A 21,046-nucleotide genomic window follows, 5' to 3' on the forward strand; every position below is an offset into this window, starting at 1 on the left:
AAGCCGTTGGGTTGTCGTAGCCGTAAAGGCACAGCATGCAACATCGGATGCGGGCCGCGCATGGCCGGGTGGGGGTACGACACGGCCCCGCGCACCTTCGTAGGTGCGCGGGGCCTGCGTCAAGTGGAGCTGCCGGGGCCCTACTTGGCGGCGTCGAAGGCGGGGACGACGGAACCGGCGTACGTGTCCTCGATGAACTTCTTCACCTCGGGCGAGTTGAGGAGCTTCACGAGCTTCCGCACGCGCGCGTCGTCCTCGTTGCCCTCCTTGACCGCGAGGAAGTTGGCGTACGGGTTGCCTTCGGCCTTCTCCAGGGCCAGGGAGTCCTTGGCGGGCTCCAGGTCGGCCTCGATGGCGTAGTTGCCGTTGATGACGGCGGCGTCCACGTCGTTCAGGGCGCGGGGCAGCGTCGCGGCCTCGAGCTCCTTGAACTTCAGGCCCTTGGCGTCGGCGATGTCGGAGAGCTTGGCGTCGGTGCCGGCGCCGTCCTTGAGGGTGATGAGGCCGGTGTCGGCGAGCAGGGCGAGCGCGCGGCCCTCGTTGGTGGTGTCGTTGGGGACGGCGATCGTCTGGCCGGCCTTGAGGTCCTTGAGGTCGTCGGCCTTCTTGGAGTAGAGGCCGAGGGGCTCGAGGTGGACGTCGGCGACGGGGACGATGGTCGTCCCGTTCTTCTTGTTGAAGTCGTCCAGGTACGGCTTGTGCTGGAAGAAGTTCGCGTCGACCTGGCCCTGCTGGGTGGCGGTGTTCGGCAGGACGTAGTCGGTGAACTCCTTCACCTCCAGCGTCAGGCCCGCCTGCTTCGCCAGGTTGTCCTTGACGTAGTTCAGGATGTCGGCGTGCGGCATCGGGGACGCGGCGACGACGAGGGCCTTGGACGCGTCCCCCTTGGACCCCGAGTCGGCCTGGGCGGCCGGGTCGGAGGCCGTGCCGCAGGCGGTGAGGCCGAGGGCGAGGGCGGCGGAGGCGGCGGTGGCCGCGGTGAACTTGATGGTGCTGCGCACGAAAAGTGCCTCTTTCTTGTGGTGGTGCGTCGCCCGGACAAGGAGTGCGGGCCGTGTGGGGAGAAGGTCTGTGGGCTCAGCCGGCGGTGCGTCCGCGGCGGGCGAGGAGCCGTACGACGCCGTCGCCGGCGAGCTGCACGACCGTCACGAGGGCGATCAGGATCACGACCGTGACGAGCATGAACTGGGTCTCGAAGCGCTGGAATCCGTAGGTGACGGCCTTGGACCCGAGGCCCTCGCCGCCGACCGCGCCGGCCATCGCCGAGTAGCCGACGAGGACGATCACGGTGGTGGTGACGGCGGAGACGAGCGAGGGCAGGGCCTGCGGGAGCAGCACCTTGCGCACGATGGTGGGGACGGAGCCGCCCATGGCCTGGACCGCTTCGACGAGTCCGTGGTCGACCTCGCGGACCGCCGTCTCGACGAGCCGGGCGAAGAAGGGGATGGCGCCGACGGCGAGGGGCACGATCATCGCGGTGGGGCCGATGAAGGTGCCGACGACGAGGGTGGTGAAGGGGATCAGCGCGATCAGCAGGATGATGAACGGCAGCGAGCGGCCGATGTTCACGATCACGCCGACGACCTTGTTCACCGGCGTGTTCTGGAGCAGTCCGCCCTTGTCGGTGAGGACGAGCAGCACACCGAGCGGCAGGCCGCCGGCGACGGTGACGAGGGTGGACCACAGCACCATGTAGAGGGTGTCGAGGGTGCCCTGGCTCAGCAGTGGCTGCATCTCGGACCAGGTCACTTCGCGACCTCCTTGACCAGCGCGGGCGCGGCGGCGGCCACTGTGTCGGTGTCTACGACGTCGATCTGGAGGCCCTGTTCGCGCAGGAAGCCGACCGGGACGACGTTCTCCTCGTAGCGGCCGGGGAGTTCGATCCGCATCCGGCCGATCTGGCGGCCGGCGACGGTGTCCATGGCGGCGCCGAGGATCGATATGTCGATGTTGTAGGTGCGCGAGAGCTGGGAGATGACCGGCTGGGTCGCGGCCTCGCCGTGGAAGGTGACGTCGATGACGGTCCGGTCGGGGCCGGACGCGTCGCCGCCCACCGGGAAGAGCTCGTGGGCGAGTTCGGAGCCGGGGGTCGCCAGCAGTTCGCTCACCGTGCCGGATTCGATGATCTTTCCCTTCTTCATCAGGGCGGCCGAGTCGCAGATCGTCTTGACGACGTCCATCTCGTGGGTGATCAGCAGGACCGTGAGGCCGAGCTGCCGGTTGAGGTCCCGCAGCAGTTGGAGGATCGAGCGGGTGGTCTCCGGGTCGAGGGCGCTGGTCGCCTCGTCGGACAGCAGCACCTTGGGGTCGCCGGCGAGGGCGCGGGCGATGCCGACGCGCTGCTTCTGGCCGCCGGAGAGCTGGCCCGGGTAGGAGCCGGCCTTGTCGGCGAGGCCGACCAGGTCGAGGAGTTCGAGGGCCTTGCGGGAGCGCCGGGCGCCGGGGACGCCGAGGATCTCCAGGGGCAGTTCCACGTTGTCCTGGACGGTGCGCGACGACAGCAGGTTGAAGTGCTGGAAGACCATGCCGATGCGGCTGCGCGCCTCGCGCAGTTCCCTGGAGGCGCGCCGGCCGCGGCCGGCCAGGGCGGTGAGGTCCTCGCCGGCGACGGTCACGGTGCCGGAGGTGGGGCGCTCGAGGAGGTTGACGCAGCGGATCAGCGAGGACTTGCCGGCGCCGCTCTGTCCGATGACGCCGAAGACCTCGCCCTCACGGACGTGCAAGTCGACGCCGTCCAGGGCGGTGACCTCGCGGCCGCCTCGCGACTGGTAGACCTTGGTCAGGCCCGTAGTGGTGATCACAGGGGGTTTCCGTCACTGTCGAGTGCGCGGCGAGGTGTCCGCCGGGCACGGGGCATTTCGGTTCCGACGCGGCACGGGCGGGCTCGGCCTGCGGCCGGGGCGAACGCGTGCGCGGGGCAGCTCGGTCCGGGGCGTTCCTGATCTACGGGGACGGTCGGACGCGGCGCGGCTGTCGGTCTCGCTTCGGGGCGCGAGGCTCAGTCAGGGGCCCTCAGATGGCGCACATTCGACACATGCGGCGAGCACCGGGCGTCGTGTCCGCCTCGGTCGCAGGGGTGCGGCTGCTCGTCGTGGTCATGGCTGCAAGTAAAACAGACAGGTCGGGCACCGAACCGTTCCTGTCCGCATAGCGGACTGGAACGTCGCACCATGTGGACGGATTACTGCGCCGCGGTGATCTCGAAGCCCTCCGACGTGACCTGCACCGACACCGCGGAGAGGTCGGGGACGACGAGGTCGGCGGTGAGTTCGGCGCGGGAGTGCGTTGTGGTCAATGCCACGGTGCGCATACCCGCGGCCCGTCCGGCCGTCAGCCCCGCGGGGGCGTCCTCGAAGACGACGCAGCGGGCGGGGTCGACACCGAGGCGGCGGGCCGCGAGCAGGAACGGCTCCGGGTCGAGCTTGCCCCGGGTGACGTCGTCGGCGGAGACCGTCATCTTGGGCCGTACGCCGACCTCGGCCAGCCGGGCCTCGGCGAGCCTGCGGGTGGCGGAGGTGACCACGGCCCACCGCTCCGGCGGCAGCTGCGCGAGCAGCCGGAGCGTGCCGGGCAGCGCCACCACTCCCCCGGCGACGTCCTCCACCTCGAGATGCTCGATGCGGGCGACCGCCTCGGGGACGAGGTGTGCGGGCAGCAGGTCGGCGGCTATCTCCGCGGCCGGGCGGCCGTGCAGTGCGATCCGGGCGAACGCCTCCGCGGTGATGCCGTACTCGCCGGCCCACCGGGTCCAGCAGCGGTTCACCGACTCCAGGGAGGAGACGAGCGTCCCGTCGTTGTCGAACAGCAGGGCTTCGGCGTGCAGCTTCATGCCCCTGACCCTAGGGTTCCGGTCCTTCTCCCCGTGCGCCGGGGCCGCGCGCATCGCGGCCTTTGGCCCGTAATACCCTCGGGCCCATGCTTGACGCCCTGACGGTCGCGGTCGGTGTGACCGCGCTCGCCCTCGCCGCGTGGTGCGGCTTCGCCGCCTTTCGGGACCAGCCCACCAAGGACTGGCACTTCATCGGCATGGCCGTGGTGACGGTGCTGGCGGTGGCCCAGCTGGTCGTCGGCATCGTGTGGCTGGCCCGCGGCGAGGAGCCCGACCAGGGCACCGCGATCTTCGTGTCGTACCTGATCGGCTCGGCCCTCGCGGTACCGGCGGCCGGTTTTCTGTCGCTGGCGGAGCGGACCCGCTGGGGTTCCGCGACGGTCGCGGCCGGTGCCGTGGTGCTGGCCGTGCTCGAAGTGCGGCTCCACGACATCTGGGGAGGCTGACGATGGCCGGGACCGCGGCGAAGCAGAAGCGGACCAAGCTGGTCGAGGGCCCCGGGCTGCTGCTGGTGTGGCTCTACGGCGTGATGTCCGTCGGCGCCGTGTCCCGGTCCGTCTACCAGATCATCGACGACTTCGGCAGCGCGCCGCTCGCCCATGTGCTGTCGGCCGTCGCGGCCGTCGTGTACGCGTTCATCACGTACACGCTGGTGCGGGGCGGGGAGACCGCCCGCAGGGCGGCGCTGGTGTGCTGCGCCGCCGAGCTGGCGGGCGTCCTCGTCGTGGGGACCTGGACGGTGCTGGAGCCCTCGGCGTTCCCCGACTCGACGGTGTGGTCCGAGTACGGGATGGGCTACCTCTTCATCCCGGTGCTGCTGCCGGTGACCGGGATGCTCTGGCTGCGGCGCTCCCGATCGTCCTCCTGATCCCCCGCGGGTTCCGGCGGGGGACTCCTCAGGCGCCGGCGACGTACGAGCCGGCCTCGGCCTCCTTCTCCAGCGTGACCAGGGTCAGCCGCGGGCCCACCTGCTCGCGGGAGACCGGGACATAGCCGCGGCTGCGGTACAGCCGCAGATTGCTCTCGCTGCGGTGGCCGGTGAACAGCTGGAACCGCTTGGCCGCCGGGTCCCCGGCGAAGCGCGTCTCGATCGCGTCGAGCAGCCGGCCGCCGAGGCCGTGCCGCTGCATCCGCGGATGGACGATGAGCTTGGCGATACGGGCGGTCCCGGTGTCGTCGACCCTGGCGCGTACCGAGGCGACGACCTCGTCCCCGAGCCTGGCCACGAGCGCGGGGCCCTGGGTGAGCTCGGCGCGGAGGTCGGCCAGCGACTGGGTCAGCGGCTCGATGCCGTAGTCGCCGTAGAGCTCGGCCTCGGTCTGATAGCACAGATACTGCAGCTTGAGGATGTGCTCCGCGTCAGCCTCCGCCGCCGCCGAGATGGTCACGCTCATGCCCATGTGCGCACGCCTCCCGCTCACCTGTCACCGCCGGTTGTCTACCGCTCCTTTCCCCGATGTTCAGGAGCTGCAACCTCTGCCGCCAGCATTCTGCGCAGACATCCCAGGCAGCGGGAACGCATCGGCCCCAGACTTCCTTGTGAGATACCCAACGTCCCTGCGATTTCCCGGTAGGTGGGGTCCTGCGGCGACAGCATCGCAGTCAGCAGACGGGGGCAGTTCCCGGGAGTGCGGGCGACGGCCGCCCGCACGGCGCGGCGGCGCTCGTTCCTGAGCAGGGCGCGTTCCGGGCCGGCCACGGGGTCGGCGGAGGGGTCGTGGCGGTGCGGGAGCTCCCGCCGGGCGGTGCGGCGGGCGCGGCGGGCCTCCGCCCGTACGGCCGTCCTGACCCAGCGGGCGGCGTCGGCCGGCGGCCCTTCGCCGTCGAGCCGCTCCAGGAGCCGTACCCATACGGCCTGTTCGAGGTCGCCCGCCTCGATCGCGGCGGCGGGCGCTTCCGCCGTCGCCTCCGCGCTCACCAGCGCCCTCAGGGCGCCGACGACCTGGCCGGAGGTGGCTGCTGCTCGGGATGCGGTCATGCCCGGCGGGACGGCGCCGGGCCGGGCTCCGGTTGCCCGAGCGCGGCAGCCGTCACCCGTACGAGAGCGCCGCGGGCACCGGAATCCGGTGCCCGCGGCGGTGACGGGGCGTCAACCTGACGGTCGTCCCGGGGTTGACGCTCCGGCGGCGCGCGTCAGCCCTTGAACTCGGCGGCGGCCAGCAGGCCGGTGTCCGGGTTGTCGGTGAAGATGCCGTCGATGCCCGTCGCGAAGTACGTCTTGTACGCGCCGAAGACGTCGCCGTAGGCGTTCGGGTCGGTGCCGCGCCGGAAGTCGGCGGGGAGGAAGGCGTTCTCGTTGCGCATCGTGTAGGGGTGCAGGACCAGGCCGCGCGCGTGGGCGTCCCGTACCAGCGTCGTCGGCTCGGTCAGCCGGCCGGCCGCGTCCTTGGGGATGACGAGGTCCAGCAGCGGACCGATGCCCTGGGCGAAGCCGGCGATCCAGTCCAGGCCCTCGGCCGTGATCAGGTCGGCGACCGTGCGCGGGTCACCCGCCTCGCGGAAGTCCCACGGGCGGTCGTCCGGGGTCCACAGCAGGACGACCCGCGGGGTGCCGACCAGGCGGGCCATCCGCTCCATGCTCGTCGGCTCGAAGGACTGCAGGAACGTCGGGGAGTCCGCGCGGTGCCGCCCGTACCGGCGCAGCAGCTTCGCCAGCCGCTCCTCGAGGCCGAGGCCGATGCTCCGGAAGTAGCTGGGGTGCTTGGTCTCGACGTAGAGCCACACCGGGCGGCCGCGGCGGCGGCCCTCCCGCTCGGCCCACTGCAGCACCTCCTCGAAGGTGGGCACGGTCCAGCGGCCGTCGTAGAGGGTGTTCTCCTGGCGGGTGCCCGGGATGCGCTCCTTGGCGCGCAGCGTCTTCAGCTCGGCGAGCGTGAAGTCCTCGGTGAACCAGCCGGTGAGGCTGACGCCGTCGACGGACTTGGTGGTCCGGCGGGACGCGAACTCGGGGAGGTCGGCGACGTCCGTCGTGCCCGTGATGTCGTTCTCGTGACGGCATACGAGATGGCCGTCCTTCGTGGGCACCAGGTCCTGCTCGATGACGTGCGCGCCCATGTCGAGGGCGAACTGGTACGCGCCCATCGTGTGCTCGGGCCGGTAGCCGCTGGCGCCGCGGTGGGCGATCACCGTGGGCACGGGCAGCTCCCGCCGGTCCCTGCCGGACGGGCCACCACCGTGACGCTCGTCCGCACGTGCCGTCGCCGCCGTGCCGACGCCGGCCCCGAGGGCGGCGGTGGTCACGACCGCTGCTCCCAGCACGCTGCGGCGCGCCGGACTGCTGCTCGCACCCTGTGTCATGAAACGTTCCTCCATATGATCTTCGTGTGATGTCCCGCACCTGCCAAGCGACGCCTGATGGTAGGCAGTTGCGCCTTACCTGTGGCAGACCCTGCACGAACACCGTGCAAACGCGCGTCAACACCGCGTATCTCCTGCGTGAACCCGATGTGCGATCGGGGGCGACCCGCGAGTATCGTCCTCACCTGCAGAGATTTCACGGTCATGACCGCCCGTCCCATGACACCGGAGGACCCGTTGTCCCGCTTGACACTCATCAAGGCAGTGCTGGGGCCGATCCTGCGCCTGATGTTCCGCCCCCGTGTGGAAGGCGCCGAGAACATCCCCGGGGACGGGGCGGTGATTCTCGCCGGCAACCATCTCACCTTCATCGACTCGATGATCCTCCCGCTGGTCTGCGACCGCCCGGTGTACTTCATCGGCAAGGACGAGTACGTCACGGGCAAGGGCATCAAGGGCCGCGCGATGGCCTGGTTCTTCACCGGCAGCGGCATGATCCCGGTCGACCGTGACGGCGCCAACGGCGGCGTGGCGGCGCTGATGACGGGGCGGCGGGTGCTGGAGGAGGGCAAGGCCTTCGGCATCTACCCGGAGGGCACGCGCTCCCCCGACGGCCGCCTGTACCGGGGCCGTACGGGCATCGCCCGCCTCACCCTGATGACCGGCGCGCCGGTCGTCCCGTTCGCCGTCATCGGCACCGACAAACTCCAGCCGGGCGGCGCGGGCCTGCCCCGACCGGGCCGGGTCACCCTCCGTTTCGGCGAGCCGATGGAGTTCTCCCGGTACGAGGGCATGGACCGGGACCGGTATGTGCTGCGTGCGGTGACGGACTCCGTGATGACGGAGGTCATGCGGTTGTCGGGGCAGGAGTACGTGGACATGTACGCGACCAAGGCGAAGGCGGCGTAGCGCGTCGCGTGGGGGCTGGAACTTGCCGGTCTCGTCGGGGCGCCGCCCCCGAACCCCGCGCCTCAAACGCCGGCGGGGCTGAAGTTGCCCGGCGCCGGCGCTGCCCGGTAGCGCCGGCGGGCAGGGGAACAGGCGCGTCGCTCAGACGTCCGCCGTGTCCGCCAGCGTCTGGCCCCGCAGCAGGAACCACGCCGCCACCGCCGCCCCCAGCAGCACCGCCGCTCCCACGCCCGCCGCAAGCCGCAGGCCGTCGACGAACGCCTCCTGCGCCGCACCGAGGAGCACTTCCGCGCGGGCCGGCGTGAGCGCCGAGGACGCCTCGACCGCGCCGCCGAGCGACTCGTGGGCGGCCGCGGAGACGCTCGCCGGCGTACCGTCGGGCGCGCTGAAGCCGCCGTAGACGCCGGTCACGATCGAGCCCAGCAGGGCGATGCCGAGCGCGGCCCCCAGTTCATAGGCGGTCTCGGAGACCGCGGACGCGGCGCCAGCCTGTTCCTTGGGGACGCTGGAGAGGATCACGTCCGCGGTGACCGTGAACGAGAATCCCGCGCCCGCGCCGACGACCAGCAGGGCCGCGCCGAGCAGCGGGTAGCCGGTCGCCTTGCCGAGCAGGGTGAGCACGGCCAGCGACAGGCCGACCGCCGCGAGGCCGCCCGCGACCACCGAGCGTACGGAGAAGCGGCGGGCGACCCGGCCTGCCACCAGCCCGGTGGCCACCGCGCCGATCGCCGCGGGCAGTTCGGCCAGCCCCGCCTCCAACGGCTGGCGGCCCTGGACCAGTTGCAGGAACTGGGACAGGAAGAACACGAGCCCCGACAGACCGAGGATGGTCAGCAGATCGGCCAGCACGGCGCCCGAGAACCCCCGGTGCCGGAACAGCCGCATGTCGAGCAGCGGTGTGCTCAGCGTGAGCTGGCGCCGGACGAATCCGTACAGGCCGGCGACGCCGACGAGCGCCGCCACGCCCGCCTCCCAGCCCGGTCCGTGGCCGGCCGCCTCCTTGACCGCGTAGACGACGCCGACCATGCCGACGAGCGAGAGCCCGACACTGGGCAGGTCCCAGGGGCCGGTGACCGGGTTCTTCGACTCGGGCAGCAGCTTGACGCCGACGACGACGAGGACCGCCATCACTGGCAGATTGATCAGGAAGACGGAGCCCCACCAGAAGTGCTCCAGCAGCAGGCCGCCGACGACGGGGCCCACCGCCGCGCCCGCGGACGCGGTGGCGCCCCAGATGCCGATGGCGAGGCTGCGTTCCCTGGGATCGTGGAAGATGTTGCGGATCAGCGCCAGCGTGGACGGCATCAGCGTCGCGCCGGCGACGCCGAGCAGCGCCCGGGCGAGGATCATCATCTCGGGAGTGGTGGCGTACGCGTTGAGCACGGAGACCGCGCCGAAGGCGACGGCGCCGGTCAGCAGCAGCTTCTTGCGGCCGATGCGGTCGCCGAGGCTGCCCATGGAGACGAGCAGGCCGGCGATCACGAACGAGTAGACGTCGCCGATCCACAGCAGCTGCGCCCCGGTCGGCTTCAGGTCCTCGCTGAGGAACGGGGTCGCGAGACCGAGGACGGTGGCGTCGACGGCCACCAGCAGGACGGCGAGGACCAGGACCGCGAGCGCCAGCCAGCGCCCGGGGCGGTACACGGTCTCGTCCGTCCCGCTCGTGGCCCGGACGGTGCTGCTCATTGATCCACTCTCCGTAGTGCGCCGCCGAGCAGCAGCTCGACGGTCATGTGCTGGAAGTCCTTCTGGGCGACGCGGCCGTCCATGACGGCCCAGGCGCAGGAGCCGATGAGGGCGTACAGCGCCTCGGTCAGCCAGGCCGGTGTCAGGTCGATCCGGAACTCGCCCTGATCCTGGCCGCGGCGGAACAGGGCGGCGACCCGGGCGTCGAGGCGGGCCCAGCCCTCGTTGACCTCGTCGCCCTCGAAGAGCTGGCTCTCGCTGTAGAGGAAGGCCAGCAGGTCGGCGGCCGGTTCCACCTCGCCGATCAGCCGGCGCAGTGCGTCGCCCGCGCCGCCTTCGTCCAGGCGCGCCTTGTCCAGAGCGGCCTCGAACTCCTGGATGCCGTGCTGTTCCAGCGCTCTGACCAGCGCGTCCCGGCCCGCGAAGTGCCGGTGCAGGGTGGCTCGGCCGATGCCCGCGGCCCGGGCGACCTCGTCCATGGTGGCGGTCGACTTACGGGCGAGGAGGGCGGCGGCTGCGCGCAGAACATGCTCTCGATCCATGACCATGAGACGACTATAGACCATGTGAGACATCAATGTCTCATTCAGGAGCCGGACGTCTCCTTGCCGCAGGTCCTGAGACCACACTGGACGACGCCGCTAATCTCAAGCGGGGCCTATCAACCGTCGACGGCGTGCGCGCCATGAACGTCGGCTACGCGCGAGCCGTCCGAACCGCCCCCTCTTCCCTTCCTCCAGGAGTGCGCCCGTGAAGCCGTTGCTGTTGATCGACGTCGACGGACCGCTCAATCCGTACGCCGCGAAGGCGCAGCGCAGACCGGAGGGTTACAGCACCCACCGGATGCGGCCCACGGGCTGGACGGAGGGCAAGCCGCTGCGGGTGTGGCTCAACCACGGCCACGGTGCGGAGCTGCTGGCGCTCGCGGAGCACTACGAGCTGGTGTGGGCGACCACCTGGAAGGGCGAGGCCAACGAGTGGATAGGACCGCATCTCGGGCTGCCCGAGCTGCCGTTCATCGACTGGCCGCAGATGCACGGACGGGCGCCGCGGGGCACGTTCTGGAAGACGCAGTACATCCTCCAGTACGCGCCCGGGCGCCCGTTCGCGTGGATCGACGACGACATCACGCGGCTCGACCACGAGTACGTGGAGCAGAACCACCTCGCCGCCGCCCTGCTGCTGCGCATCGACGAGCGGATCGGGCTGACCCGGCCGGACTTCGACGCGCTGGCGGACTGGGCGGCGGCGCTGTAGTGCCGTCGGCTGCCTCTCGGCGTGGAGCTACTTCTTGGCGGCCTACTTCTTGGCGTCGGCCCAGGCGTGCTGTATCACCAGGTCGGCCTTGACCTCGTTGAGCTGGGTCCGGACGGCCGAGGGGGCCGTGCCGCCGCGGCCGTCGCGGGAGGCCAGCGCGCCGGGGACGTTCAGGACGGTGCGGACCTCCGGGGTGAGGTGCTCGGAGATCTTCGCGAACTGCTCGTCCGTGAGCTGGTCCAGCTCGATGCCCTGCTGCTCGCACTCCTTGACGCACTCGCCGGCGACCTCGTGCGCGACGCGGAACGGCACGCCCTGCTTGACCAGCCACTCGGCGATGTCCGTGGCGAGGGAGAAGCCCGCCGGGGCCAGCTCCTCCATCCGCTCGCGGTTGACGGTGAGCGTGGCCATCATGCCGGTGAACGCCGGGAGCAGGACTTCCAGTTGGTCGCAGGAGTCGAAGACCGGCTCCTTGTCCTCCTGGAGGTCTCGGTTGTAGGCGAGCGGCAGGGCCTTGAGGGTGGCGAGCAGCCCGGTCAGATTGCCGATGAGGCGGCCCGACTTGCCGCGGGCGAGCTCCGCGATGTCCGGGTTCTTCTTCTGCGGCATGATCGAGGAGCCGGTGGAGAAGGCGTCGTGGAGGGTGACGAAGGAGAACTCCTTCGTGTTCCAGATGATGATCTCCTCCGCGATCCTGGACAGGTTGACGCCGATCATCGCGGTGATGAACGCGAACTCGGCGACGAAGTCCCGCGAGGCCGTGCCGTCGATGGAGTTGCCGACAGAGCCGCGCTCGAAACCGAGGTCGGCGGCGACCGCCTCCGGGTCGAGGCCGAGCGAGGACCCGGCGAGCGCGCCGGAGCCGTACGGGGAGACGGCGGTCCGGGCGTCCCACTGCCGCAGCCGCTCCGCGTCCCGCGACAGCGACTGCGCATGTGCCAGGACGTGGTGGGCGAAGAGGACGGGCTGCGCGTGCTGGAGGTGCGTACGGCCCGGCATGGCGACGTCCGGGTGGGCCTCGGCGAGAGCGACGAGGGCGTCCTGGAGGTCGGCGATCAGGCCGCCGATGACGCGGGCGTGGTCGCGCAGATACATCCGGAAGAGCGTGGCGACCTGGTCGTTGCGGGACCGGCCTGCGCGGAGCTTGCCGCCGAGGTCGGGGCCGAGCCGCTCCAGCAGGCCCCGCTCCAGGGCGGTGTGGACGTCCTCGTCGGCGATGGTGCCGGTGAAGGAGCCGTCGGCGACATCGGCCTCGAGCCGGTCGAGTCCGGCCAGCATCCGGGTCAGCTCGTCGTCGGTGAGCAGGCCCGCCTTGTTGAGGACGCGGGCGTGGGCACGGGAGCCGGCGATGTCGTACGGCGCGAGGCGCCAGTCGAAGTGCACCGACGCGGACAGCTTCGCCAGCGCCTCCGCGGGGCCGTCGGCGAAACGGCCGCCCCAGAGCCGGACGTCACCGTTGTTGCTGCTCACAGCTGAAACTCCTCGGAGTCCTCAAAAGGTTGGATGTGCGGCCTCCTCCCCGCCCGTACGGGGCGGGGAGACGGTCTGCTTGACGGGCGGGGGTTACGCGAGGTCCCGCCGGGCTAGGCTCGCAGATCACGCCGCGCGGCGATCTTCTGCGACAGGCCGAAGATCTCGATGAAGCCCTGGGCCTTCGACTGGTCGAAGGTGTCGCCCGAGTCGTAGGTGGCGAGGTTGAAGTCGTACAGCGACTCGTCCGACCGCCGGCCGGTGACGACGGCGCGGCCGCCGTGCAGGGTCATCCGGATGTCGCCGGTGACGTACTGGTTGGCCTCGTCGATGAAACCGTCCAGGGCCCGCTTGAGCGGGGAGAACCACAGGCCGTCGTAGACCAGCTCGCCCCAGCGCTGCTCGACCTGCCGCTTGTAGCGGGCGAGTTCGCGCTCGACGGTGACGTTCTCCAGCTCCTGGTGGGCGGTGATCAGCGCGATCGCGCCCGGGGCCTCGTAGACCTCGCGGGACTTGATGCCGACGAGCCGGTCCTCGACCATGTCGATCCGGCCGATGCCCTGGGCGCCGGCCCGCTCGTTGAGCTGCTGGATCGCCTGGAGGACGGTGACGGGCCTGCCGTCGACGGCGACCGGGACGCCGGCCTTGAAGGAGATGACGACCTCGTCGGCCTCGCGCTGCTCGGCCGGGTTCGAGGTGTACTCGTAGATGTCCTCGATCGGACCGTTCCAGATGTCCTCCAGGAAGCCGGTCTCGACGGCCCGCCCGAAGACGTTCTGGTCGATGGAGTACGGCGACTTCTTGGAGGTGGCGATCGGGAGCTGCTTCTCCTCGCAGAAGGCGATCGCCTTGTCCCGGGTCATCGCGTAGTCGCGGACCGGGGCGATGCACCGCAGCTCGGGGGCGAGGGCGACGATGCCGGCCTCGAACCGCACCTGGTCGTTGCCCTTGCCGGTGCAGCCGTGGGCGACGGTGGTGGCGCCGTGCTTCTGGGCGGCGGCGACGAGGTGCTTGACGATCGTGGGCCGCGACAGCGCGGAGACCAGCGGATAGCGGTCCATGTAGAGGGCGTTGGCCTTGATCGCGGGGAGGCAGTACTCCTCGGCGAACTCGTCCTTGGCGTCGGCGACCTCCGCCTCCACGGCACCGCAGGCGAGAGCGCGCTTGCGGATGACGTCCAGGTCCTCGCCGCCCTGACCGACGTCCACCGCGACGGCGATGACCTCGGCACCCGTCTCCTCGGCGATCCAGCCGATGGCGACTGAGGTGTCCAGGCCGCCCGAGTAGGCGAGTACGACGCGCTCGGTCACGGGTTTCTCCTTACGGTGCCTACGCTGATGGGCATAACTATGCAATCCTCCGTATGGTTTGTCAATCGACAGAGAAAAGCGCTGGTCGCGTGCGTGCGGCCGCTCCTACAGTGGCCCGACCGGAACGGCACCGAGGGGGCGTGGGGCATGGGCGGGCGCTGGGACGAGGCGGCGGGCCGCGAGGCGGTCGAGCATCTGCTGGACGGCGTCGCACCGGACCGGGCGCTGTCCTTCACCGACCCGGCCTGCTGGACGTCGCTGGACCAGGCGGTCCGGAGGTTCTGGGTGTACGGGTGGGGCGGCCAGGGCGCGCAGACCTCTGCCCGGCTGGGCGCACGGCAGGAGACGGCCCTGTGCCACCGGGACGGATACGTGCGCGAGCGGGCGCTCGCGGCAGGCCCGGAGAGCTCCGCCTTCTGGTACCTCGTGGTGCTGCGGTGCGCGGACTGGGCCGAGCCGGTGCGTCTGCGGGCCCGCCGGCTGCTCGCGGGACACGTGCGCGAGCAGCCGGAGCGGGCCCTGCGGGCGCTCACCCCGCTGGTGCTGCGGGTGGGCCGGCGCGACGAGGGCACCTGGGCACGCGATCTCTTCGAGGAGGCGTTGCGTGCCACCCCGGTCCTCGCGCTCTGCGGCGTCCGCGGCACCGGGGACGCCACCTGGGACACGGCGACACGCCGTCTCGCCGCACGTGTCGTCCTCGACGCCGGGCTGCTGGACGCCCGCGGACTGGCCCGCCACGCCGCAGAGGCGCTGGACCCCGTCCTGTTCCGCTTGTGGTCGGACGCGGCCCTCGCCGCGATGGCGGCCGGCGGGCCCGACGACGAGGCCGTCGACACCCTGCTCGGTGCGCGGGCACCGCTCGTACGGTCGGCCGGGGTGACCGCGCTGCGGCGGGCCGGCCGCGCCCACGAGGCGACCCGGTATCTCACCGACCGCTCGGGCCTGGTGCGCGCCTGCGCCCGCTGGGCGGTGAGCCAGGACGACGGCGACCCGCACGGCCGCTACCTCCAACTCTGCGCGGACGCCGCCACGGTGACCCCGTACGCGGTCGCGGGGCTGGCGGAGTGCGGAGAGCCTGCGGACGCCGGACTGCTCGGCCCGCTGATGGGCCACCCCGTCGCCGGGGTACGGGCGCAGGCGGTCGCGGGGTTGCGGCGGCTCGAAGCGGTCCCCGTGGAGGAGGTACTGCGGCTGGTGGACGACCCGTCGGCGTCGGTGGCGCGCGAGGCGGCCCGGGCGCTGCTGCCGTACGCCGGCCGGCTGCCCGCCGACCGGCTCACGGAACGGCTGTCCCCGCGGTGGCCCGCGCCCACCCGTCGTGCGGCGTTCCGTCTGCTGCGGGCGCGCGGCGGGCTCCTCCAACTCCGGGCGGCCGTCGCCCTGCTGGGCGACGCCGAACCCGCGCTGCGGCGGGAGGCCGAGTCCGCCGTGCAGTTGCGGGCATGGGTGCTCGACGTGCCGCCGGGCGACGCGGAGGTGGACCGGCTGCTCGGGCGGTGCACGCACCTGTTCAGCGACTTCGTCATGAACGGGCTGCGTACGCGGGTCGGTCTCGCCGCCGCGCGCTGACGTGGCGTCAGGCGGCCCGGACGGCGCCGGCTCCGCGTGGCGGATAATCCTCGTATGGGGAAAACGTATGAGCACATCGACGGCCGCCTCCGTGAATTCATCGAGGCGCAGCCGGTCTTCTTCACGGCGACCGCGCCGCTGACCGGCGACGGCCACGTCAATCTGTCCCCCAAGGGACGCAGCGGCACCCTGGCCGTCCTCGACCAGGAGACCCTCGCCTACCTCGACTTCGGCGGCAGCGGCGCCGAGACCATCGCGCACGTCCGGGAGGAGGGCAACGGGCGGATCACCCTGATGTGGTGCGCCTTCTCCGGACCGCCGAAGGTGGTCCGGGTACACGGCCGGGGCGAGGCGGTCTTCCGGGACGACCCGCGCTGGGGCGAACTCATCGTCCACTTCAAGGACGCCGACGGCCCGGGCGCCCGAGCGATCATCGTCGTCCACGCCCGGCGCATCAGCGAAGTCTGCGGCTTCGCGGTGCCGTACATGGAGTACCGGGAGGAGCGGACGCAGCACGCGGAGTACTTCGGGCGGAAGTCGGAGGAGGAGTTCGCGGCGTACTGCGAGAGGAAGGAGCACGTGGGGGTGAGCCTGGACGGCTTGCCGAGCCTGCCGCTGCCACTGCCGGCGCGCTCGGACTGACGCGCCGCTGCGCCTGCGGCGGGCGTGTTCCCCACCCGGCCCATTCCGTAACCGGGGGCTCCGCCCCCGGACCCCCGCGCCTCAAACGCCGGCGAGGCTGACACAGTCAGCCCGGCCGGCGTTTGAGGCCACCGCGCGAAGCGCGGTACCGGGGCCCGGGCGGAGCCCGGTTCGGGAAGGGGCGAGGGGAAACGGCCCCGCGCAGCGGACCCTAGCGGTCGTTCTGGGCCAGCCGCAGCAGGTGGTCCGCCAGGGCCTGCCCGCCCCCCGCGTCCCGGCTGATCAGCATCAGCGTGTCGTCGCCCGCGATCGTCCCCAGGATGTCGTGCAGCTCCGCCTGGTCGATCGCCGACGCCAGGAACTGCGCCGCCCCCGGCGGCGTGCGCAGGACGACGAGGTTGGCGGACGCCTCCGCGGAGATGAGGAGTTCGCCGGCGAGGCGCCGCATCCGCTCCTCCTTCGCCGACTCGCCGAGCGGCGCCTGCGGCGTGCGGAAGCCGCCCTCGCTGGGCACCGCGTAGATCAGCTCGCCGCCGGTGTTGCGGATCTTGACCGCGCCCAGTTCGTCGAGGTCGCGGGAGAGCGTGGCCTGCGTGACGTGCAGTCCGTTGTCCGCGAGGAGCTTCGCCAACTGGCTCTGGGAGCGCACCGGCTGCCGGTTGAGGATGTCCACGATCCTGCGGTGGCGGGCCGTCCGGGTCTGCGGCACGGCCGGCCCGGCGTGCTCGTTGCCCTGCGCGTCGGTCATCGTCGTCTCATTCCCCGGTTCGTCCTTCCCCGTTGCTCGCGTCGAGGACCCCGGGCAGCGCCTGGAGGAGCGCGTCCACCTCGGCGTCGCCGATGGTCAGGGCCGGCATGAGCCGTACGACATCGGGCGCGGGGGCGTTCACCAGGAAACCGGCGTCCTGAGCCGCCTGCTGCACCTTCGGTGCGAGGGGCTCGGTGAGCACGATACCCAGCAGCAGTCCGCTGCCGCGGACGTGGGAGACGAGCGGATGGCCGAGGCCCTCGATTCCGTCGCGCAGCTTCTCGCCGAGCCGCTTGACCGTGTCGAGCGCGCCGTCGGCGGCCAGGGTGTCGAGGACGGCGAGTCCGGCGGCGCAGGCGACGGGGTTGCCGCCGAACGTCGTGCCGTGGTGGCCGGGCCTGAGCAGGCCGGCCGCCTCGCCGAAGACGACGGTGGCGCCGATGGGAAGCCCGCCGCCGAGCCCCTTGGCGAGGGTGACGACGTCGGGCTCGACGCCCTGGTGGGCCTGGTGCTCGAACCAGTGCCCGGTACGCCCGACCCCGGTCTGCACCTCGTCGAGCACCAGCAGCGTGCCCGTGGCACGGGTGATCGCGCGGGCGGCCTCCAGGTAGCCCTTGGGCGGCACGACGACGCCGTTCTCGCCCTGGATCGGCTCGATGATGACGAACGCGGTGTCCTCGGTGACCGCCGCCCGGAGCGCCTCGACGTCGCCGTAGGCGACATGCGTGACGTCCGAGGGCAGCGGCAGGAACGGCTCCTGCTTGGCCGGCTGGCCGGTGAGCGCGAGGGCGCCCATCGTGCGGCCGTGGAAGCCGCCGGTGGTGGCGACCATGTGCCGGCGTCCCGTCAGCCGGCCGATCTTGAAGGCGGCTTCGTTGGCCTCGGCGCCGGAGTTGGCGAAGTAGACCCTGCCGGGACGGCCGAACAGCTGGAGCAGCCGCTCGGCGAGCGCGACGGGCGGCTCGGCGACGAACAGGTTGGAGACGTGTCCGAGGGCGGAGATCTGGCGGGTGACGGCCTCGACGACGGCGGGATGGGCATGGCCGAGCGCGTTGACCGCGATGCCGCCGACGAAGTCGGTGTACTCGGCGCCGTCCGCGTCCCAGACCTTGGTCCCCTCGCCGCGCACGAGGGACAGCTTCGGCGTGCCGTAGTTGTCGGCCATGACGCTCTGCCAGCGCTGCGTCAGTTCCTCGTTGCTCATGATTCCCCCTGTCCGTCGGGCACGACCATGGTGCCGATGCCTTCGTCGGTGAAGATCTCCAGCAGGATCGAGTGCTGGACCCGGCCGTCGATCACACGGGCGGTGTTGACCCCGTTGCGTACGGCGTGCAGACAGCCCTCCATCTTGGGGACCATGCCGCTGGACAGGTCGGGCAGCAGCTTCTCGAGCTGGGTGGCGGTGAGCCGGCTGATCACCTCGTCGCTGTTCGGCCAGTCCTCGTAGAGGCCCTCGACGTCGGTGAGGACCATCAGCGTCTCTGCGCCCAGCGCCGCAGCGAGTGCCGCGGCAGCCGTATCAGCATTGACGTTGTAGACATGTCCGTCGTCCTGGGAGCGGGCGATCGAGGAGATGACCGGGATACGGCCGTCGGCGAGGAGCGCCGCGATGGCGCCGGTGTCGATCTCGGTGATCTCGCCGACCCGGCCGATGTCGACCAGCTCGCCGTCGATCTGCGGCTGGTGCTTGGTGGCGGTGATGGTGTGGGCGTCCTCGCCGGTCATACCGACGGCGAGCGGCCCGTGCTGGTTGAGCAGGCCGACCAGTTCGCGCTGCACCCGGCCGGCGAGGACCATCCGTACGACGTCCATCGCTTCGGGGCTGGTGACCCGCAGCCCGGCCTTGAACTCGCTGACCAGGCCGTGCAGGTCGAGCGCGGCGGAGATCTGCGGTCCGCCGCCGTGGACGACGACCGGCTTGAGGCCGGCCTGGCGCAGGAAGACGACGTCCTGGGCGAAGGCGGCCTTCAGGTCCTCGTCGACCATGGCGTTGCCGCCGAACTTGATGACGACCGTCTTGCCGTAGTGGCGGGTCAGCCAGGGCAGCGCCTCGATGAGGATCTGCGCCTTGGGCAGCGCGGTGTGCTTCCGCGTGGGGCTCTGTGGCGTGCTCATGAGCTGTACGCGCTGTTCTCGTGGACGTAGTCGGCGGTGAGGTCGTTGGCCCAGATCACGGCGGACTCGGACCCGGCGGCCAGGTCCGCGGTGATCTTGACCTCCCGGAAGCGCATGTCGACCAGGTCGCGGTCCTCGCCGACCGAGCCGTATCTGCAGACCCAGACGCCGTTGATCGCGACGTTGAGCTGGTCGGGCTCGAAGGCGGCCGCGGTCGTGCCGATGGCGGAGAGCACCCGGCCCCAGTTGGCGTCCTCGCCGTGGATGGCGCACTTGAGGAGGTTGTTACGGGCGATGGACCGGCCCACCTCGACGGCGTCGTCCTCGGTGGCCGCGTTGATCACCTCGATGCGGATGTCCTTCGACGCGCCCTCGGCGTCGCCGATCAGCTGCCGGGCCAGGTCGTCGCAGACGGCCCGTACGGCCTCGGCGAACTCGGCCGCTCCCGGGGTGATCCCGCTCGCGCCGGAGGCCAGCAGCAGCACGGTGTCGTTGGTGGACATGCAGCCGTCGGAGTCGATCCGGTCGAAGGTCTGCCGGGTGGCGTCGCGCAGCGCCGTGTCGAGGGCGGCGGAGTCGAGATCGGCGTCGGTGGTGAGGACGACGAGCATGGTCGCGAGGCCGGGGGCGAGCATCCCCGCGCCCTTGGCCATGCCGCCGACGGTCCAGCCTCCCCCGGAGCCTTCGGCCCGGGGGGATCCCCCGCCGTGCGCGACGGCCGTCTTGTGGACGGTGTCGGTGGTCTTGATGGCGATGGCGGCCTTCTCACCCCCGTACTCGGAGAGCTGGGCGGCGGCCTGCTCGATGCCCGGGAGCAACTTGTCCATGGGGAGCAGTACGCCGATCAGACCGGTGGAGGCGACGGCGACCTCGCCGGCGCTGTGACCGAGTACGTCGGCCACCTTCTCGGCGGTGGCGTGGGTGTCCTGGAAGCCCTTGGGGCCCGTGCAGGCGTTGGCGCCGCCGGAGTTGAGGACCACGGCGGCGACCTCGCCGCCCTTGAGGACCTGCTCGGACCACAGGACGGGGGCGGCCTTGACGCGGTTGGAGGTGAACACGCCCGCGGCGGCGCGGCGCGGCCCGGTGTTGACCACGAGGGCCAGGTCGGGGTTGCCGTTCTCCTTGATCCCGGCGGCGACACCGGCCGCCGTGAATCCCTTGGCTGCGGTCACGCTCACGGCGCAACTCCAATCGTGGAAAGACCAGTGCTCTCGGGGAGTCCGAGCGCGATGTTCATACTCTGCACCGCGCCGCCGGCGGTGCCCTTGGTGAGGTTGTCGATGGCGCTGATCGCGATGACGCGGCCGGCGTTCTCGTCGTACGCCACCTGGATCTGGACGGCGTTCGAGCCGTACACGGAGGCGGTGGCCGGCCACTGGCCCTCGGGCAGCAGGTGGACGAACTCCTCGTCGGCCAGCGCCTTCTCGTACGCGGCCCGCACGTCCTGCGCGGTGGTGCCGGGCTTCGCCTTCACCGAGCAGGTGGCGAGGATGCCGCGGGGCATGGGCGCCAGGGTGGGCGTGAAGGAGACGGTGACCCGCTCCCCCGCGACCGCGCTCAGGTTCTGGGTGATCTCGGGCGTGTGGCGGTGACCGCCGCCGACGCCGTACGGGCTCATGGAGCCCATGACCTCCGAGCCGAGCAGGTGCGGCTTGAGCGCCTTGCCGGCGCCGGACGTCCCGCTGGCGGCGGTGATCACGGCCTCGGGCTCGGCGATCCCCGCCTGGTACGCCGGGAACAGCGCGAGCGAGACGGCGGTCGGGTAGCAGCCGGGCACCGCGACGCGCCTGGACCCCTCCAGCGCGGCGCGGGCGCCCGGCAGTTCGGGCAGGCCGTAGGGCCAGGTGCCGGCGTGCTCGGAGCCGTAGAACGCCTGCCAGTCGCCGGCGTCCTTCAGCCGGAAGTCGGCGCCCATGTCGATGACCAGCACGTCGTCACCGAGCTGCTCGGCGACGGCGGCGGACTGCCCGTGCGGGAGCGCCAGGAAGACGACGTCGTGCCCGGCGAGCACCTCGGCGGTGGTGGGCTGGAGCACCCGGTCGGCCAGGGGCAGCAGGTGCGGCTGGAGACCACCGAGGGGGCGGCCCGCGTTGGAGCTGCCGGTCAGGGCGCCGATCTCGACCTCGGGGTGGGCCAGGAGCAGGCGGAGCAGTTCCCCGCCCGCGTATCCGCTCGCCCCTGCGACTGCCACGCGTACCGTCATCGAAAATCCTC

General features: G+C 71.6%; 22 protein-coding genes. 6 read left to right on the plus strand and 16 right to left on the minus strand.

Annotation, left to right across the window (positions count from 1 at the left end; all coding sequences use genetic code 11):
• Positions 1-140: 140 nt before the first annotated feature.
• The 4 genes from ACWD01_RS26665 to ACWD01_RS26680 all read right to left on the minus strand — a co-directional run bounded on the left by ACWD01_RS26665 (position 141) and on the right by ACWD01_RS26680 (position 3,829).
• A complete protein-coding gene (locus tag ACWD01_RS26665; protein WP_451165327.1) occupies positions 141-1,001 on the minus strand; it encodes a MetQ/NlpA family ABC transporter substrate-binding protein in 861 nt (286 codons plus the stop codon).
• A 76-nt stretch (positions 1,002-1,077) separates the two neighbouring features.
• Positions 1,078-1,749: a methionine ABC transporter permease gene (locus ACWD01_RS26670; RefSeq protein ID WP_451165328.1), complete on the minus strand. Its 672-nt coding sequence runs from the start codon at positions 1,747-1,749 to the stop codon at positions 1,078-1,080.
• On the minus strand, positions 1,746-2,801 hold the full coding sequence (locus ACWD01_RS26675; RefSeq protein WP_451165329.1) for a methionine ABC transporter ATP-binding protein: 1,056 nt from the start codon (positions 2,799-2,801) through the stop codon (positions 1,746-1,748). Before ACWD01_RS26675 ends, ACWD01_RS26670 begins: the two co-directional genes overlap by 4 nt.
• A 380-nt stretch (positions 2,802-3,181) precedes the next feature.
• Positions 3,182-3,829, minus strand: a complete 648-nt coding sequence (locus tag ACWD01_RS26680; RefSeq protein WP_451165330.1) for an HAD family hydrolase — start codon at positions 3,827-3,829, stop codon at positions 3,182-3,184.
• Positions 3,830-3,915: 86 nt separating this feature from the next.
• Here ACWD01_RS26680 and ACWD01_RS26685 point away from each other — a divergent pair, with 86 nt between their 5' ends.
• Positions 3,916-4,275 carry a hypothetical protein gene (locus ACWD01_RS26685; protein ID WP_451165331.1) on the plus strand — a complete coding sequence of 120 codons (360 nt, stop codon included), beginning with the start codon at positions 3,916-3,918 and terminating at the stop codon, positions 4,273-4,275.
• Positions 4,276-4,277: 2 nt separating this feature from the next.
• Complete coding sequence (locus ACWD01_RS26690; RefSeq protein ID WP_451165332.1) at positions 4,278-4,697, plus strand: hypothetical protein; 420 nt, start codon at positions 4,278-4,280, stop codon at positions 4,695-4,697.
• Positions 4,698-4,725: 28 nt separating this feature from the next.
• Here the strand turns inward: ACWD01_RS26690 and ACWD01_RS26695 are convergent, their stop codons facing one another.
• The 3 genes from ACWD01_RS26695 to ACWD01_RS26705 form a co-directional block, all read right to left on the minus strand.
• Complete coding sequence (locus ACWD01_RS26695) at positions 4,726-5,229, minus strand: GNAT family N-acetyltransferase (protein ID WP_451165333.1); 504 nt, start codon at positions 5,227-5,229, stop codon at positions 4,726-4,728.
• 38 nt (positions 5,230-5,267) lie between these two features.
• On the minus strand, positions 5,268-5,807 hold the full coding sequence (locus ACWD01_RS26700) for a sigma-70 family RNA polymerase sigma factor (protein WP_451165334.1): 540 nt from the start codon (positions 5,805-5,807) through the stop codon (positions 5,268-5,270).
• A gap of 155 nt (positions 5,808-5,962) precedes the next feature.
• Positions 5,963-7,126, minus strand: coding sequence for a glycerophosphodiester phosphodiesterase (locus tag ACWD01_RS26705; RefSeq protein WP_451165335.1), 1,164 nt, complete (start codon positions 7,124-7,126; stop codon positions 5,963-5,965).
• 147 nt (positions 7,127-7,273) lie between these two features.
• On the opposite strand from ACWD01_RS26705, the gene ACWD01_RS26710 reads away from it, so the two are divergent.
• A complete protein-coding gene (locus tag ACWD01_RS26710) occupies positions 7,274-8,035 on the plus strand; it encodes a lysophospholipid acyltransferase family protein (protein ID WP_451165336.1) in 762 nt (253 codons plus the stop codon).
• A gap of 141 nt (positions 8,036-8,176) precedes the next feature.
• Here ACWD01_RS26710 and ACWD01_RS26715 read toward each other — a convergent pair whose 3' ends face one another.
• Complete coding sequence (locus ACWD01_RS26715) at positions 8,177-9,721, minus strand: MFS transporter (protein WP_451165337.1); 1,545 nt, start codon at positions 9,719-9,721, stop codon at positions 8,177-8,179.
• Positions 9,718-10,269 (minus strand): TetR/AcrR family transcriptional regulator, encoded by a 552-nt coding sequence (locus ACWD01_RS26720; protein WP_451165338.1) that lies wholly within the window; start codon positions 10,267-10,269, stop codon positions 9,718-9,720. The genes ACWD01_RS26715 and ACWD01_RS26720 overlap by 4 nt, the downstream gene beginning before the upstream one ends.
• A 202-nt stretch (positions 10,270-10,471) precedes the next feature.
• On the opposite strand from ACWD01_RS26720, the gene ACWD01_RS26725 reads away from it, so the two are divergent.
• Positions 10,472-10,978, plus strand: coding sequence for an HAD domain-containing protein (locus tag ACWD01_RS26725; protein WP_451165339.1), 507 nt, complete (start codon positions 10,472-10,474; stop codon positions 10,976-10,978).
• Positions 10,979-11,020: 42 nt separating this feature from the next.
• Here ACWD01_RS26725 and argH read toward each other — a convergent pair whose 3' ends face one another.
• Together argH and ACWD01_RS26735 are read right to left on the minus strand one after the other, a co-directional pair.
• Complete coding sequence (gene argH, locus ACWD01_RS26730) at positions 11,021-12,448, minus strand: argininosuccinate lyase (RefSeq protein ID WP_451165340.1); 1,428 nt, start codon at positions 12,446-12,448, stop codon at positions 11,021-11,023.
• A 113-nt stretch (positions 12,449-12,561) separates the two neighbouring features.
• The gene (locus ACWD01_RS26735; protein ID WP_451165341.1) at positions 12,562-13,758 is read right to left on the minus strand and encodes an argininosuccinate synthase; all 1,197 of its coding nucleotides are present in this window, start codon (positions 13,756-13,758) and stop codon (positions 12,562-12,564) included.
• Between the two features lie 147 nt (positions 13,759-13,905).
• Between ACWD01_RS26735 and ACWD01_RS26740 the strand changes: the two genes are divergently transcribed.
• Both ACWD01_RS26740 and ACWD01_RS26745 read left to right on the plus strand, forming a co-directional pair.
• Positions 13,906-15,327: a hypothetical protein gene (locus ACWD01_RS26740; RefSeq protein ID WP_451165342.1), complete on the plus strand. Its 1,422-nt coding sequence runs from the start codon at positions 13,906-13,908 to the stop codon at positions 15,325-15,327.
• A 54-nt stretch (positions 15,328-15,381) separates the two neighbouring features.
• Positions 15,382-15,969: a pyridoxamine 5'-phosphate oxidase family protein gene (locus ACWD01_RS26745; protein WP_451165343.1), complete on the plus strand. Its 588-nt coding sequence runs from the start codon at positions 15,382-15,384 to the stop codon at positions 15,967-15,969.
• A gap of 211 nt (positions 15,970-16,180) precedes the next feature.
• Here the strand turns inward: ACWD01_RS26745 and ACWD01_RS26750 are convergent, their stop codons facing one another.
• The 5 genes from ACWD01_RS26750 to argC are packed head-to-tail and all read right to left on the minus strand — an operon-like array spanning position 16,181 to position 21,035.
• Entirely contained in the window at positions 16,181-16,717 is a 537-nt protein-coding gene (locus ACWD01_RS26750) for an arginine repressor (protein ID WP_451165344.1), read from the minus strand.
• Positions 16,718-16,724: 7 nt separating this feature from the next.
• Entirely contained in the window at positions 16,725-17,921 is a 1,197-nt protein-coding gene (locus ACWD01_RS26755) for an acetylornithine transaminase (RefSeq protein ID WP_451165345.1), read from the minus strand.
• Entirely contained in the window at positions 17,918-18,832 is a 915-nt protein-coding gene (gene argB, locus ACWD01_RS26760) for an acetylglutamate kinase (RefSeq protein ID WP_451165346.1), read from the minus strand. The genes ACWD01_RS26755 and argB overlap by 4 nt, the downstream gene beginning before the upstream one ends.
• Positions 18,829-20,010 carry a bifunctional glutamate N-acetyltransferase/amino-acid acetyltransferase ArgJ gene (gene argJ / locus ACWD01_RS26765; protein ID WP_451165347.1) on the minus strand — a complete coding sequence of 394 codons (1,182 nt, stop codon included), beginning with the start codon at positions 20,008-20,010 and terminating at the stop codon, positions 18,829-18,831. The genes argB and argJ overlap by 4 nt, the downstream gene beginning before the upstream one ends.
• Positions 20,007-21,035 carry an N-acetyl-gamma-glutamyl-phosphate reductase gene (argC, locus tag ACWD01_RS26770; RefSeq protein ID WP_451165348.1) on the minus strand — a complete coding sequence of 343 codons (1,029 nt, stop codon included), beginning with the start codon at positions 21,033-21,035 and terminating at the stop codon, positions 20,007-20,009. Before argC ends, argJ begins: the two co-directional genes overlap by 4 nt.
• Positions 21,036-21,046 lie beyond the last annotated feature (11 nt).

Source organism: Streptomyces sp. NPDC002835, assembly GCF_053591995.1.